The sequence below is a fragment of the Aeromonas sp. 19NY04SH05-1 genome, from assembly GCF_040581895.1.
GTDB lineage: Bacteria > Pseudomonadota > Gammaproteobacteria > Enterobacterales > Aeromonadaceae > Aeromonas > Aeromonas enteropelogenes.
The window spans coordinates 1449381-1462753 of sequence record NZ_CP095328.1 but is presented as its reverse complement, the minus strand read 5'-3'; the positions used below and the strand labels follow the sequence as shown (position 1 = coordinate 1462753).

The following is a 13373-nucleotide window of genomic DNA, read 5'->3' as shown; positions in this document are numbered from 1 at the left end:
ATTCCAACATCCGCTTCGCGTCAGACCGGTTTGTCGATCCGGCCAAGACAGACCCGATAGCTGGCGACCAGCTGGCCATCCGGCTGGCGAAAGGCCTCGTAGGCCTGGCCAAGACGCTGCAAGCGGGCGCGGCCGCTCAGACCCACGCCGCTGTTGGCTTGGTTGTCGTTGACCTCATTGGCGCCGATGCCCTTGAGATCACGCAGCAGCTGGGTCACATCAAGATAGGCAAGATCCCAGGTCTGGCACTGCAAGCGGGGAGCGGTGACCCCGGCCGCCGCCAGCGCCTGCTCCAATTGTGGCAGGCTGAGGAAGCGATTGACATGGGCACGGCCGTCCACCTGTTGCCAGGCGGTGCGCAGTTGCCAGAGCGACTCGTCCAGCAGGGTGGAAAAAAAGAGCTGGCCACCGGGTCTGAGCACCCGCATCAGCTCGCCAAAGGCCTGGGCCGGCCGCTCGCACCACTGCAGGGCCAAGCTGGAGAAGACCCAATCAAACGCCTCGTCGGCAAAGGGCAACTGCTCGGCATCGCCACACACCAGGCGGGCGCCGCTGCCGCGCTCCGCGGCCCGGGCCAGCATGCCGGGGGCGAGATCCAGCCCCACCAGGCTCTGACAGCGATCGGCGAGCGCGGGCAGAAAATATCCGGTGCCGCAGCCGAGATCCAGCCCGGCGCGGGCCACATCGCATCCAACCAGACTGGTCGGTCCCTGCGGCATCAACCCCAACAGCGCCTGCCCCACCTCCTGCTGAAAGCGGGCGTGGGCATCGTAGTGTCGGGCGGCGGCGCCGAAGCGGCGGGCGAGGCGGGCCTTGTCGACCGACTGAAAACGCTCATGCATCCTGGGTGCCTCTCGCGCTATAGACAAAGGGGCAAGGGCCGAGGGCATCAAGCAGCCGATCGATATCCTCATCGCGGTGAGCGGCGCTCAAGGTGATGCGAAGACGCGCCGTGCCGACCGGCACAGTGGGCGGACGGATGGCACCGGCCCAGACGCCGCACCCCCGCAGCCGCTCGGCTAGTCGCAGGGCAGCACCGCTCTCCCCCACCAGCAACGGCTGGATGGGGGTATCGCTCGCGCCAAGCTGCCAATCCAATGCCTGCGCCCCTTGCCGAAAGCGGGCGATAAGGCGAGCAAGCCGGGCACGGGACTCGTCGGCCCCGCGCACCAGCTCGATGCTCTGGCTCACGGCGCACGCCTGGGCAGCCGGCATATGGGTGCTGTAGACATAGTGGCGGGCGAAGTTCACCAGATACTCCACCAGCTCGCGACTGCCGCCGACAAACGCGCCAGCTACCCCGAGCGCCTTGCCAAAGGTGCCCATCTGGATGTGCACTCGGACAGGATCCACCCCCTGGGCCGCCAGGGTGCCACGCCCCTCGGATCCCAGCACACCGAGGCCGTGAGCGTCGTCAATCATCAGCCAGTTGCCGCTTTGGGCGGCCAGGGCTGCGAGCTCACCCCAGGGGCCCTGATCCCCATCCATGCTGAACACCCCTTCCGAGACGATGAGCCCGCGGTTTGGCTCAAGCAACCGTTCAAGAGCCGCCATATCGTTGTGGCCAAAGCGCTTCATCTTGCAGGGAAGCTGGCTGCCCATCTCCTGCAGGGAGGCGTGGTTTAGCCTGTCTTGCCACAGCAGATGATCCTTGCCGAGCAAGGCTTTCAGCACCGCCTGATTGGCGGAAAAGCCGCAGTTGAAGAGCAGTACCGCCTCCAGCCCAAGCCAGTCAGCCAGCGTCTCTTCCAGCTGCTGATGAGCGCGGCTGTAACCGGTCACCAGCGGCGAGGCGCCCGCGCCGGCGCCATAGCGCTCGATGCCCTCTTTGAAGGCGGCCTTGATGGCGGGGTGACCGGCCAGCCCCAGATAGTCGTTGGCGGAGAAGTTGAGGTACTCTCGCCCCGCCACCCTGAGTCGCCCGCCACTCGTCCCGTCGGTGGCAACGCGGCTGCGCAGCAGGGCGGCCTGCTCACGCGCTGCCAGCGCCTCTCCCAGCGCAAAGGGGCCCTTTACCACGGGGGCGTTCATGAGCGAGCGCCGCTGGCACTGGGGGTCTTCGTTTTGGTGGCATCATAGAAGAGATCCCTTGGCTCGCTCTGGCGACTCACCTCGGCAAGCAGTTCTTCTTCTTGCACCTGATCCGGCTTCTGGGCCCGCTGGGCGGGGCGAATGCCGAGCCGCTTGAACAGTTGCATGTCGCTGTTTTCGTCCGGATTCGGGGTGGTTAGCAGCTTGCAGCCATAAAAAATCGAATTTGCCCCCGCCATAAAGCACATGGCCTGCATCTGCTCGTTCATCTTCTCCCGTCCGGCTGAGAGGCGCACATGGGAGGCAGGCATCATGATGCGCGCCACGGCGATGATGCGGATAAATTCGAACGGATCGAGATTTTCCTGGTTCTCCAGCGGCGTCCCCTTCACCTTGACCAGCATGTTGATGGGTACACTCTCCGGGTGGCGCGGCAGGTTGGCCAGCGCCATCAGCAGGCCCGCCCGATCCTTGGCCTGCTCCCCCATGCCGACTATACCGCCGGAGCAGACCTTCATGCCGGCGCTGCGCACGTGCTCCAGGGTATCAAGTCTGTCCTGATAGGTGCGAGTGGTGATGATGTCGCCGTAAAACTCCGGCGAGGTGTCGAGGTTATGGTTGTAATAGTCAAGCCCGGCGGCGCCGAGGCGCGCCGCCTGATCGGCGGTGAGCATGCCCAAGGTCATGCAGGTCTCCATGCCGAGCCCGCGCACCTCCTCGATCATCCGCAAGATGTAGGGCATGTCTTTTTCTTTGGGGTTGCGCCAGGCCGCCCCCATGCAAAAACGCGACGACCCGTTGGCCTTGGCTTCGCGGGCCCGCTCCAGCACCTTCTCCACCTCCATCAGCCGCTCGGCCTCGAGCCCGGTGTGATAACGGGCGCTCTGGGGGCAATATTTGCAATCTTCCGGGCAGGCGCCGGTCTTGATGGAGAGCAGGGTGCTCACCTGCACCTCGTTGGGATCGAAATGGGCGCGATGCACCGTCTGGGCCTGGAACAGCAGATCGTTGAATGGCAGGGCAAACAGGGCCTGAACCTCGGCGAGGGTCCAGTCGTGACGAAGGGCGTGGCCGCCCCGGGTGAGAGCATTCATACATGGCTTCCGGTTGTGATAGGTGGGATCCTGCGCCGCCTTGCTTGCAAGACGTCTTTGCAAGAGAGGAGCGCAAAATCCGCCACCGGGCCCGGGCGAGCAAAAGTGCGCGCAGGGCCAAGTGGCTGAAATTGTTGGCTAGTGTAGAGAGCAGGCGTAGACTGTCAACACCGACCAGACCTCATAAATTGACAACAGAACAACAAATGACCAACCAAGAATTCGACCTGCACCACGTCTGGCACCCCTATACCTCCCTCACCCATCCCCTGCCCTGCTATGAAGTGGCCAGTGCCAGGGGAGTGACCCTTACCCTCAGCGACGGCCGCGAACTGGTGGATGGCATGAGCTCCTGGTGGGCCTGCGTGCACGGCTATCAGGTGCCTGAGCTCGATGCGGCCGCCACCGCCCAGCTCGGCAAGATGTCCCACGTGATGTTTGGCGGCCTGACCCATGCCCCGGCGGTGGAGCTCTGTCGCAAGCTGGTGGCGATCACCCCGGCCGGGCTGGATCGGGTGTTTCTGGCGGACTCCGGCTCGGTGGCAGTGGAGGTGGCGCTCAAGATGGCGCAGCAGTACTGGCACGCCAAAGGGACGCCTCGCACCAAATTCGTTGCCCTGCGCGGCGGCTATCACGGCGACACCTTCGGCGCCATGAGCGTGTGCGATCCGGATGGCGGCATGCACGAGCTCTATCAGGGCTTCCTGCCCGAGCACTATTTCGTGGAAGCCCCCAGCTGTCGCTTTCACGCCGAGTGGGACGAGAGTTGCGTGGTGGAGCTGGCGACGCTTATGGCAGACACCCATGAGGAAATCGCTGCCATCGTGCTCGAACCCATCGTCCAGGGGGCGGGTGGCATGCGCTTCTACCACCCGCGCTATCTGCAGTGGGTGCGCGCCCTGTGCGACGAGTTCGACGTGCTCTTGATTGCCGACGAGATTGCCACCGGCTTTGGCCGCACCGGCCAACTGTTTGCCTGCGACTGGGCCGGCATCAGCCCCGACATCATGTGTCTGGGCAAGGCGCTCACCGGGGGCTACCTCACCCTGTCGGCGACCCTGACCACCGAACATGTCGCCCGCACTATCTGCGACGGGAAAGCGGGGGTCTTCATGCACGGCCCCACCTTTATGGGCAATCCATTAGCGTGTGCGGTCGCCAATGCCTCCATCGAGCTGCTGCTGGCCTCGCCTTGGCAGGAGCGAGTGCGCGCCATCGAGCACCAACTGCGCACCGAATTGGTCGAGCTGACCCTGCACCCGGCAGTGGCCGACGTGCGGGTACTCGGCGCCATCGGCGTGGTGGAGATGAAGGAGCGGGTGGACGTGGCGCGCATCCAGCGCAAGTTTGTCGAACTGGGGGCCTGGATCCGCCCCTTTGGCAAGCTCATCTACTTGATGCCGCCCTTTGTCATCACTCCTGAAGAGCTCGGCGTGCTGACCCGCGCCATTCATGAGGCCATCCATCAGGGTGAGTATTGAGGCTGACGGACGAGCATCGCCATTTGTTGCATTGCAATGGCAACTTAATCTGGGCCCATTAGCCAGAATGTGAGCAAAACACCAGACCTGAGGCGCACGGGAGGGTAGACTGTAGCGGTTTTACCATACAGATCGACTCTCCATGCGCCTCTCCATTGCTGCCAAAATCAACTTCTTCCTGCTGTTCATCTTCTCCATGGTGCTGGTCTTTTCCGCGGCCTATCAGGCGGTGCGCGAGCGCGACCTCATCCTGACCCTGATCAAGGAGCAGAGCCGCGAGCAAACCGAAGCCTATTTCGACGGCCTCAACATGCTGATGCTGACCGGCAAGATGGATGCCCGCGATACCCTGCGCACCAAGTTTCTGGAGCACGCCCATGTGGAGGATGCCCGCATCGTGCGCGGCGAGGGGGTGAGCAAGCAGTATGGTCCCGGCTTCGAGAGCGAGCAGCCCAAAGACAGGTTCGATGAGCTGGCGCTGGCGGGGAAAGGCAGTCTGGAGGTGGTACACGACGGCATGCACAGCCGGCTGGTGGTGACCCAGCCGCTGCTGGCCAGAAAGGATTTTCGCGGCACCGACTGCACCAGTTGCCACCAGGTGGCGGAAAACAGCGTGCTGGGAGCGGTGCGCTTTGACTACTCCCTCGACTCCCTCTTTACCCGGGTCGAGCAGAACATCCTCACCTCGGCGCTGAGCCTCACCGTCATCTTCGGCCTGGGGCTCTTGCTCACCCTCTGGGTCATTCGCACCTGGATCGTTCGCCCCCTCAACCAGCTGACCCGTTCCATGGAGGAGGCCACCGATCTGCACGACTTCGGCCACCGCCTGGAGGGGGACGACGGTGACGAGATTGGCCGGGTAGCGCTCGCCTACAACCAGATGCTCGACAGCGTGGAGCGCCAACTGGGCAAGCGCCCCAAGAAGCCGGACGAAGAGAACGACCGGGCAGCGGGCTAACCGACGTAATAAAAAAGCAGGCTGGCCAGCAAAATCAGCAACAGGATGGCCAGATTGATATGGCGGGCATCGTCCCGACGCCGGCTGCGCTTGCGCTCCAGCAGCAAGACCCCTAGGGTGAGCGCGCAACATCCCCACAATCCGTACACCAGCCAGGGGGTCAACGCCGGCTCCCAGTAGTTTCGCACTTCAATGCCGCCATAAACCAGAAAGCCGTAGGCTATCTCGGGGCGAGCATAGTGATAGAGGGAGAGCAGCACGATAAAGCCGCCCCAGCAGAGCAGCACCAGCCCTCGCAATACCCTGGTCAGCCAATCCGGTCCACGTCGTCGCTCTTTCACCCGCCTCTCCTGCGTTGATGACTCTCGTCTCGCGCAAAACATGCTGCAAACCCCAGCAGAGTCCGACATTTTTGCTTGTTTATCAAACCTGCGCGGGTAAGATTAACGGCTTAGTCTGCCATGATGGGCCCTTGAATGCCCGGGCCAGACCCATAGCGCTGCAAGAACAAGCTGGAGACAATATTTCGATGACGCACGCATCCGTAGTAGATGTGCTGACCGGTAAACATGCGGTTGGCACCACCCTGACTGTACGAGGGTGGATCCGGACTCGCCGTGATTCCAAGGCGGGGATCTCATTTTTGGCCATTTCCGATGGCTCCTGTTTCCATCCGGTACAGGCCGTCGTCCCCAATACCCTGGCCAATTACGAGAATGAAGTGCTGCGTCTGACCACCGCCTGCTCCGTGGAAGTGACCGGCGTCGTTGCCGAATCCCAGGGCAGCGGCCAGGCGTTCGAGCTGCAGGCCACCGAGGTCAAGGTGGTCGGCTGGGTCGAAGACCCGGACACCTACCCGATGGCCGCCAAGCGCCACAGCATCGAGTACCTGCGCGAGCAGGCCCACCTGCGTCCGCGCACCAACATCGTTGGCGCTGTGACCCGGGTGCGCAACAGCCTGGCACAGGCCATCCACCGCTTCTTCCACGAGCAAGGCTTCATCTGGGTTGCCACGCCGCTCATCACCGCCTCCGACACCGAAGGTGCCGGCGAGATGTTCCGTGTCTCCACCCTGGATCTGGAAAACCTGCCGCGTACCGACGCAGGCAAGGTGGACTACAACGAAGATTTCTTCGGCAAAGAGGCCTTCCTGACCGTATCCGGCCAGCTGAACGCCGAAACCTATGCCTGCGCCCTCTCCAAGGTCTACACCTTCGGGCCGACCTTCCGCGCCGAAAACTCCAACACCAGCCGTCACCTGGCCGAGTTCTGGATGGTCGAGCCGGAAGTGGCGTTCAACGATCTGGAAGATAACGCCGCCCTGGCCGAAGCCATGCTGAAGTATGTCTTCAACGCCGTGCTGACCGAGCGCCGCGACGATCTGGAGTTCTTCGCCCAGCACGTGGACAAGGACGCTATCGGCCGTCTGGAGCGCTTCGTTGCCTCCGACTTCGCCCAGATTGACTACACCGACGCCATCGAAGTGCTGAAAAACTGCGGCAAGAAGTTCGAGTTCCCGGTCTCCTGGGGTATCGATCTCTCCTCCGAGCACGAGCGCTATCTGGCCGAGGAGCACTTCAGGTCTCCGGTGGTGGTGAAAAACTACCCGAAAGACATCAAGGCCTTCTACATGCGTCTCAACGACGACGGCAAGACAGTTGCCGCCATGGACGTACTGGCCCCGGGCATCGGCGAGATCATCGGTGGCTCCCAGCGTGAAGAGCGTCTGGACGTGCTGGATGCCCGCCTGGCCGAGATGGGTCTGAACAAGGAAGACTACTGGTGGTATCGCGACCTGCGCCGCTACGGTACCGTGCCGCACTCCGGCTTTGGTCTGGGCTTCGAGCGTCTGGTGGTCTATGTGACCGGCATGGGCAACGTGCGCGACGTGATCCCCTTCCCGCGTACCCCACGCACCGCAGAGTTCTGATTACAGGCCTTTGCCGACAAAGCCGACCCCAGGGTCGGCTTTTTGCTATCTGCTTCCCCCCTACCCGGCCGCTGACCCCATCCTGTCCTTGGGTTTTGCAAAGTCGTACGGTATTTATCCACTTTCCGCCAGACCACAAGTGTCATACGTACCTGCTCCGGCACAGCAAAATGACAATTAAGTTAATACGTGGTTTTTAAGGCGTTAAATCAGAAAACGTCGACTTATTGAAGTATCTCAATTTTTTGCCCTTTTCCGGCGGGCAAAATACCAACTAACCCTTTAGGGCTAAATAAAAAACGGGCTATTCAGATCCATGAGCCCGACACAACTCAGGCATGGATTCAATTACACGAGGTAATGGAATGATCTTGATGGAATTTTTGGTAGTACTCGGCTGTTTGCTGCTGGGTACCCGCTTTGGGGGCATGGGACTCGGTCTCATCAGTGGTATCGGTCTGTTCCTGCTGACCTTCGTGTTCGGTCTGGTGCCGGGCGAGCCGCCGGTACAGGTGATGCTGACCATTCTGGCGGTGATCGGCTGTGCCGCCACCCTGCAGACCGCCGGCGGTCTCAACCTGATGATGCAGGTGGCAGAGCGCCTGCTGCGCCGCCACCCGCAATACATCACCATACTGGCTCCGCTCACCACCTGGACCCTCACCTTCCTGTGCGGTACCGGCCACGTGGTCTACACCATGTTCCCCATCATCGCCGACATCGCGCTGCAGAAGAACATCCGCCCCGAGCGTCCGATGGCGGTGGCTTCCGTTGCCTCCCAGATGGCCATCTGCGCCTCGCCTGTCTCGGTGGCCGTGGTCTCCATGGTCTCCATCCTGGCGGCGGCCCACGGCATCGGCCAGGCCTACGGTCTGCTGGACATCCTGATGGTCGCCATTCCCTCCTCCCTGACCGGCGTCATCGTCGCCGCCCTCTGGAGCCTGCGTCGCGGCAAGGATCTGGACAAGGACGAGGAGTTCCAGGCCAAGATCCAGGATCCGGAACAGCGCGCCTTCATCTATGGCGGCGGTGAAACCCTGCTCAATACCAAGTTCCCGAAACAGGCCTACTGGTCGACCTGGATCTTCTTCGCCGCCATCGCAGCCGTGGTGATGCTTGGTGCCTATGAGGGTCTGCGTCCCGTCTTCACCATCAAGGAGAAGACAGGTCCCCTCTCCATGAACCTGGTGATCCAGATGATGATGCTGATCGCCGGCGCCTTCATCCTGATGATCTGCAAGGTCAAGCCGGGCGAGATCTCCAACGGTGCCGTGTTCAAGGCCGGCATGGTCGCCATCTTCTCCGTATTCGGGGTTGCCTGGATGAGCGAAACCTTCTTCCAGGCCCACATGCCGCTACTCAAGGAGACCCTGGCCCACGTGGTGCAGGCCCAACCCTGGACCTACGCCCTGGTGCTGTTCCTCATCTCCAAGCTGGTGAACAGCCAGGCCGCAGCCCTCACCGCCATCGCCCCCATGGGTCTGGCGCTGGGTGTCGAACCCAAGCTGCTGATCGCCTTCCTGCCGGCGAGCTACGGCTACTTCGTGCTGCCGACCTATCCGAGCGATCTGGCCTGTATCGGTTTCGACCGCTCCGGCACCACCCGCATCGGCAAGTTCATCATCAACCACAGCTTCATCATCCCGGGTCTTATCGGGGTGATCACCTCCTGTACCCTGGGCTATATCCTGACCAGCATACTGCTGTAACCGGACACTCCCATCCCGCAAGCCCCCGTCATCGGGGGCTTGTCATTTTGGGCCCGTGCTGCTTTGCCAAGCAGTCGACGCCCTAGTAGCATGCTTCCTCTCTTTTTTCACAAAAATGGAACCCCATGTCTCGCGTCATCCTGCTCTGGAGCGGCGGCAAAGATGCCATGCAGGCCCTCTGCCATGCCCGTGAACAGGGCCATCAGGTGGCGGCACTGGTGACCTTTGCGCCGCCCGAACCTCGCTTTCTCGCCCATCCACTGCATCAGATTCGCCGCCAGGCGGCCGCCCTCGCGCTCCCCCACCGGCTGGTCACCATCGAAGCGCCGTTCGAGCGAGGCTATGAGGATGCGCTGGCCCAGCTACGCCGGGAGTGGGCCATCGATGGGGTGGTCACCGGCGATATCGACAGCGTGGGGGGCGCCAGCAACTGGATCCGCGAGCGCTGCCGCCCGCTCGGGATAACGGTTCATACCCCGCTCTGGCAACAATCCCGTGACGACTTGCTGGCGGATCTGCTGACCCGCGGGATAGTGGCACACCTCTCCTGCGTCGATACCCGCTTCCTGACGCCCGACTGGGTCGGCCGGGTACTCGATGGTGAAACCATCGCCGAGTTGCAGCAGCTGGCGGCAAGCCAAGGCTTCGACGCCTGCGGCGAGCAGGGGGAGTTTCACACCATGGTGACCGATGGCCCCGGGTTCAGCGCCCCCGTGCGGCTCGCTCACTGGCAGGTGGCGCAGGAGGGAGCCCTCGCCTACCTGGCCGAAGAGGAGGCGTGAGCCCCCCCTTCTGGCCAATCGCAGAGATAAAAAACGGGAGGCATCCGCCTCCCGTTTTCATGGTCCTTGCTCAGGACTATTTGGCCAGCTTGCCCAGCACCCGCTGCAGCAGGCGAATGCGCGGCGCTATGCTATCGAGCAGCAAAAACTCGGCCTCGGAGTGAAAACCGCCACCCATGGGGCCAAAGCCATCAAGAGAGGGCACTCCGGCCGCGGCGGTGAAGTTGGCATCCGAGCCGCCGCCCGCCTCCAGCCAGTTGAAGGGGATCCCCTCCTCTTTGGCCGCCGCCTCCACCAGTGCCATCAGCGCCTGGGTGTCGCCGCTCGGGCGCATTGCCGGCTTGAAGGTCTGGCGATCCACCTCGACCCGGCAACCCGGCAGGAAGGGGTTCTTGGCCATAAAGCCGAGCCTGTCGTGCACGGCGGCCGCCTCTTCATTGCTCCAGAAACGCAGGTCGACGATGGCCTCGGCATAGTCCGGCACCACATTGACCCCGGTGCCCCCCTGTACCACCCCCACGTTCATGGTAGTGCCCGTCTCCATGTTGACCTGCTGGTTGATGGCGAGCACCCAGTTGGCGAGCTCGGTGATGGCCGAGATCCCTTCCGCCAGTGCAGAACCCGCGTGGGAAGCCTTGCCATGGAAGGTGATCCGGTACTTGGCATTGCCCTTGCGGGCGCTGATGAGATCCCCGTTCGGGCGAGCCGCCTCGGCCACCAGCACGCAGGCGCTCTGGCGGGCCCTCTCCACCAGCCACTCTTTCGACCAAGGGGAACCAATCTCCTCATCGCAGTTGCAGCAGACCAGCACCCTGAGCTTGGCCAACACCGCCGGGTCCATCCCCTTGAGGGCATACCAGAGGGAGAGCAAACCGCTCTTCATGTCCGATACCCCGGGGCCAAAGGCCTGATTGCCCTCGATTTTCAGCGGCCGCTTGGCCGCCGTCCCCTCGGGGAAGACGGTATCCATGTGACCAATCAGCATCACATCGTAGTGATCGGCGCCCGGCGCATTGGTGATCTCGAGACAGGGACCACATTCGGCGGCGAACTGGTGACGGCGCACCTGCCAACCGATGGACTCGAATTTCTCGGTCATGATGTCGGCGACCCTGGCCACCCCGGCCGGGGTGCGGGTGCCGCAATCCAGGTTGATGAGGGGGGCCAGATCCGCCAGATAAGTCTCGAGGGAAAAGGGTGTTTTTACATCGGTCATCATCTTCTCCATGCAACGGCCCCCATGAGGGGGCCATCGTCGGCAACAGAGTGAAAGAGACGGGCAGCCTGGCTGCCCGCCTCGCCAATACCGTCAAAAAACCATTACATAAACAGCAGGTAGTTGAGTGTCAGGGCGGTGATCAGCGCCCCCGCCATGGGCACACTGGTGCGCTTCACCACTACGAAGGGCGACACCTTGGCGATACCGGCACAGGCAATCACCACGGCCGCAATGGGGGAGATGCTGCGCCCGATACTGGAGGCCAGCTGCATCGGCAGCAACATGGTCACCGCCGGCACGCCAAACTTGGCCGCCACCGCTGGCGCTAGGGTAGAGAAGCTCAGGAAGGCCGCGTTGCCGGAGCCCATGATGACGGCTGCCACCATGATGAGGCCCACCATGACGAGGGTCATCAGACCGCTGCCGATGCCGGCGTCGCTGGCCGAATGGAGCAAGGTGTCGATGGCACCGATGGCCTTGAGGGACTCGGCGAACAGCTCGGCGCAGACGATAAGCGCCACCACAGGACCGAACACCTTGCCCATGCCGTCGAGGAAGCTCGACAGGCCGGCGAAGGAAGTACGCACCGAGCGTGAACGCAGCAGCTCGCACAACATGCCGATGAAGACCGACAACAGCATGGCCACTTCCACGCTCATCTTGATATCGCTCACCAGTAGCTTGGAGAAGGTCATCATCAGCACGAAGGGAATGATGGGCAGCAGGGCATACCAGGTCGGCGCCTTGACTTCGTCCGTTCCCTTCTCGTCCAGCTCGGCGTGCTCGCCGCGATGCAAGGCCGGATCCCAGCCATCTTTACGATCGCAGTGACGCTGCCAGAAGAAGTGCAGCACCATGGTCACCAGCAGCATGGGGGCCACCAGCCAGATCTGGTAGTCGACGAAGTAGCTGGTGGGATCCATGCCAGATTGACCGGCCGAGAAGATGGCGTTGGTCTGGGTCGGGCCAATCTCGAACGCCTGGGAAGTGGCGATGACGCCGCAGGCGGAGGCCGGGCTGATGCCGAGGTTGCGCATCACGGGGTACATGGTGACCATCAAGAGCAGGCCAAGGCCGGTCGCCGAGGTGACGAACAGGGAGACGAACACCGCCACCAGGTAGCAGATGGCCAGCATCAGGTAGCTGGACTGAATGCCCGCCACCGGTTTGACCGCCACCCGCACCAGCGCCTGAGAGGCGCCGATGTGGGACATGTAGGTGGCAAAGCCGGCCACCGCCATGATGGTGAGACCGAGGCCCGCCGCGCGGTAGGAGAAGATCCCCTTGAACACCTCGAACAGGTCGAACAGGGCGAAGCCTGTGCTCTTGTCGGCAGGCAGTATGGGGTGCAGTCCCAGCCAGTAGGCCAGGGTGAAAATGGCCATGCCCGCCAGCGCCAGCACGGCTTGCGGGTTGTAATCCTTGATGATGCCGTAAACCACGGCCACCAGGACGAACAGGACGAATAGAAGTTCCAACACAGACTCCTGACAGATTTATCGAAAAGCGAAATCTAGTGTGCCCTCTGCCAGCAGCCTTTGATCCCCATCAATAAAGGTGAACTCGCCGCCATTTAGCAGCGTAATATGTCGGTAAGTTAACAAAATTTCGATATTTAAACTGATTCATGCATATTGCCTGAGATTATTCACGAATCGTGCGACATAACTGGTCTCTTTTTTGCGTTGGATCAACATCAGAGAGCCCTGAAGCCGCCAAGATGCGCATCGACACCTAGCGACCATTTCGCACCGGAGAGAGTTATGACAAGCCAAGCCACCGCAGAGACTTCAAGCTGCGACTACAAGCTGTGGGACATCCTCATCGAGTCTGCAAGGGAACGCACCACCATTCGCTACTCCAAACTGGCCAGACAGGCCGGGCTGGAACAGTGCCAGGACGAGCTGCGCACCCTGCTGCAGCGTATTCGCATGTACTGCACCGAAAACAATCTGCCGATCCTCTCCGCCATCGTGGTGGACGATGTGGGCAAATATACCGGCCTCTCCTCCAGTCTGCCGGACGCTCCCTGGGAACGTGCCCGGGTCTTTGATCACGAGTGGACCACGCTGCACTGATCTTGCCGCTCCTTCCCTCCTCCAAAACGCGCCCGATGGCGCGTTTTGGCTATCAGCCCCCTGGCTGCCCGCCATTTTCCGCTCTGCAACG

Annotated in this window: 12 protein-coding genes; 6 read left to right on the top strand and 6 right to left on the bottom strand. The window is 62.2% G+C overall.

The window, feature by feature from the left end; all coding sequences use genetic code 11:
• Positions 1-20: 20 nt before the first annotated feature.
• Genes bioC through bioB form a run of 3 tightly spaced genes read right to left on the bottom strand, consistent with a single transcriptional unit; the run spans position 21 to position 3125 of the window.
• Complete coding sequence (gene bioC, locus MRK42_RS06920; RefSeq protein ID WP_354688961.1) at positions 21-842, bottom strand: malonyl-ACP O-methyltransferase BioC; 822 nt, start codon at positions 840-842, stop codon at positions 21-23.
• Positions 835-2031 (bottom strand): 8-amino-7-oxononanoate synthase, encoded by a 1197-nt coding sequence (bioF, locus tag MRK42_RS06915; RefSeq protein WP_354688960.1) that lies wholly within the window; start codon positions 2029-2031, stop codon positions 835-837. Before bioF ends, bioC begins: the two co-directional genes overlap by 8 nt.
• Entirely contained in the window at positions 2028-3125 is a 1098-nt protein-coding gene (gene bioB, locus MRK42_RS06910; RefSeq protein ID WP_354688959.1) for a biotin synthase BioB, read from the bottom strand. The genes bioF and bioB overlap by 4 nt, the downstream gene beginning before the upstream one ends.
• A gap of 206 nt (positions 3126-3331) precedes the next feature.
• On the opposite strand from bioB, the gene bioA reads away from it, so the two are divergent.
• Entirely contained in the window at positions 3332-4606 is a 1275-nt protein-coding gene (bioA, locus tag MRK42_RS06905) for an adenosylmethionine--8-amino-7-oxononanoate transaminase (RefSeq protein ID WP_354688958.1), read from the top strand.
• 142 nt (positions 4607-4748) lie between these two features.
• Positions 4749-5564 (top strand): HAMP domain-containing protein, encoded by an 816-nt coding sequence (locus MRK42_RS06900; RefSeq protein ID WP_026457026.1) that lies wholly within the window; start codon positions 4749-4751, stop codon positions 5562-5564.
• Here MRK42_RS06900 and MRK42_RS06895 read toward each other — a convergent pair.
• Positions 5561-5905 carry a hypothetical protein gene (locus MRK42_RS06895; RefSeq protein WP_026457027.1) on the bottom strand — a complete coding sequence of 115 codons (345 nt, stop codon included), beginning with the start codon at positions 5903-5905 and terminating at the stop codon, positions 5561-5563. The two genes, MRK42_RS06900 and MRK42_RS06895, sit on opposite strands and share 4 nt — an antisense overlap.
• 188 nt (positions 5906-6093) lie before the next feature.
• Between MRK42_RS06895 and asnS the strand changes: the two genes are divergently transcribed.
• From asnS to MRK42_RS06880, 3 genes are all read left to right on the top strand, one after another.
• Entirely contained in the window at positions 6094-7494 is a 1401-nt protein-coding gene (gene asnS / locus MRK42_RS06890; protein WP_061475530.1) for an asparagine--tRNA ligase, read from the top strand.
• A gap of 365 nt (positions 7495-7859) precedes the next feature.
• On the top strand, positions 7860-9203 hold the full coding sequence (locus MRK42_RS06885; RefSeq protein ID WP_354688957.1) for an anaerobic C4-dicarboxylate transporter: 1344 nt from the start codon (positions 7860-7862) through the stop codon (positions 9201-9203).
• Positions 9204-9328: 125 nt separating this feature from the next.
• A complete protein-coding gene (locus tag MRK42_RS06880; protein ID WP_354688956.1) occupies positions 9329-9985 on the top strand; it encodes a hypothetical protein in 657 nt (218 codons plus the stop codon).
• A gap of 76 nt (positions 9986-10061) precedes the next feature.
• Here the strand turns inward: MRK42_RS06880 and MRK42_RS06875 are convergent, their stop codons facing one another.
• Together MRK42_RS06875 and dcuC are read right to left on the bottom strand one after the other, a co-directional pair.
• Positions 10062-11201, bottom strand: a complete 1140-nt coding sequence (locus MRK42_RS06875; RefSeq protein ID WP_354689045.1) for a M20 family metallopeptidase — start codon at positions 11199-11201, stop codon at positions 10062-10064.
• 104 nt (positions 11202-11305) lie between these two features.
• Positions 11306-12682 (bottom strand): C4-dicarboxylate transporter DcuC, encoded by a 1377-nt coding sequence (gene dcuC / locus MRK42_RS06870; RefSeq protein ID WP_042028438.1) that lies wholly within the window; start codon positions 12680-12682, stop codon positions 11306-11308.
• 285 nt (positions 12683-12967) lie between these two features.
• On the opposite strand from dcuC, the gene MRK42_RS06865 reads away from it, so the two are divergent.
• Complete coding sequence (locus MRK42_RS06865; protein ID WP_042072059.1) at positions 12968-13282, top strand: hypothetical protein; 315 nt, start codon at positions 12968-12970, stop codon at positions 13280-13282.
• Positions 13283-13373: the final 91 nt, after the last annotated feature.

Bases quoted from the DNA above. Each gene is read 5' to 3' on its own strand.
- bioC (WP_354688961.1), bottom strand. From the start codon at position 842: ATGCATGAGCGTTTTCAGTCGGTCGACAAGGCCCGCCTCGCCCGCCGC.
- bioF (WP_354688960.1), bottom strand. From the start codon at position 2,031: ATGAACGCCCCCGTGGTAAAGGGCCCCTTTGCGCTGGGAGAGGCGCTG.
- bioB (WP_354688959.1), bottom strand. From the start codon at position 3,125: ATGAATGCTCTCACCCGGGGCGGCCACGCCCTTCGTCACGACTGGACC.
- bioA (WP_354688958.1), top strand. From the start codon at position 3,332: ATGACCAACCAAGAATTCGACCTGCACCACGTCTGGCACCCCTATACC.
- MRK42_RS06900 (WP_026457026.1), top strand. From the start codon at position 4,749: ATGCGCCTCTCCATTGCTGCCAAAATCAACTTCTTCCTGCTGTTCATC.
- asnS (WP_061475530.1), top strand. From the start codon at position 6,094: ATGACGCACGCATCCGTAGTAGATGTGCTGACCGGTAAACATGCGGTT.
- MRK42_RS06885 (WP_354688957.1), top strand. From the start codon at position 7,860: ATGATCTTGATGGAATTTTTGGTAGTACTCGGCTGTTTGCTGCTGGGT.
- MRK42_RS06880 (WP_354688956.1), top strand. From the start codon at position 9,329: ATGTCTCGCGTCATCCTGCTCTGGAGCGGCGGCAAAGATGCCATGCAG.
- MRK42_RS06875 (WP_354689045.1), bottom strand. From the start codon at position 11,201: ATGACCGATGTAAAAACACCCTTTTCCCTCGAGACTTATCTGGCGGAT.
- MRK42_RS06865 (WP_042072059.1), top strand. From the start codon at position 12,968: ATGACAAGCCAAGCCACCGCAGAGACTTCAAGCTGCGACTACAAGCTG.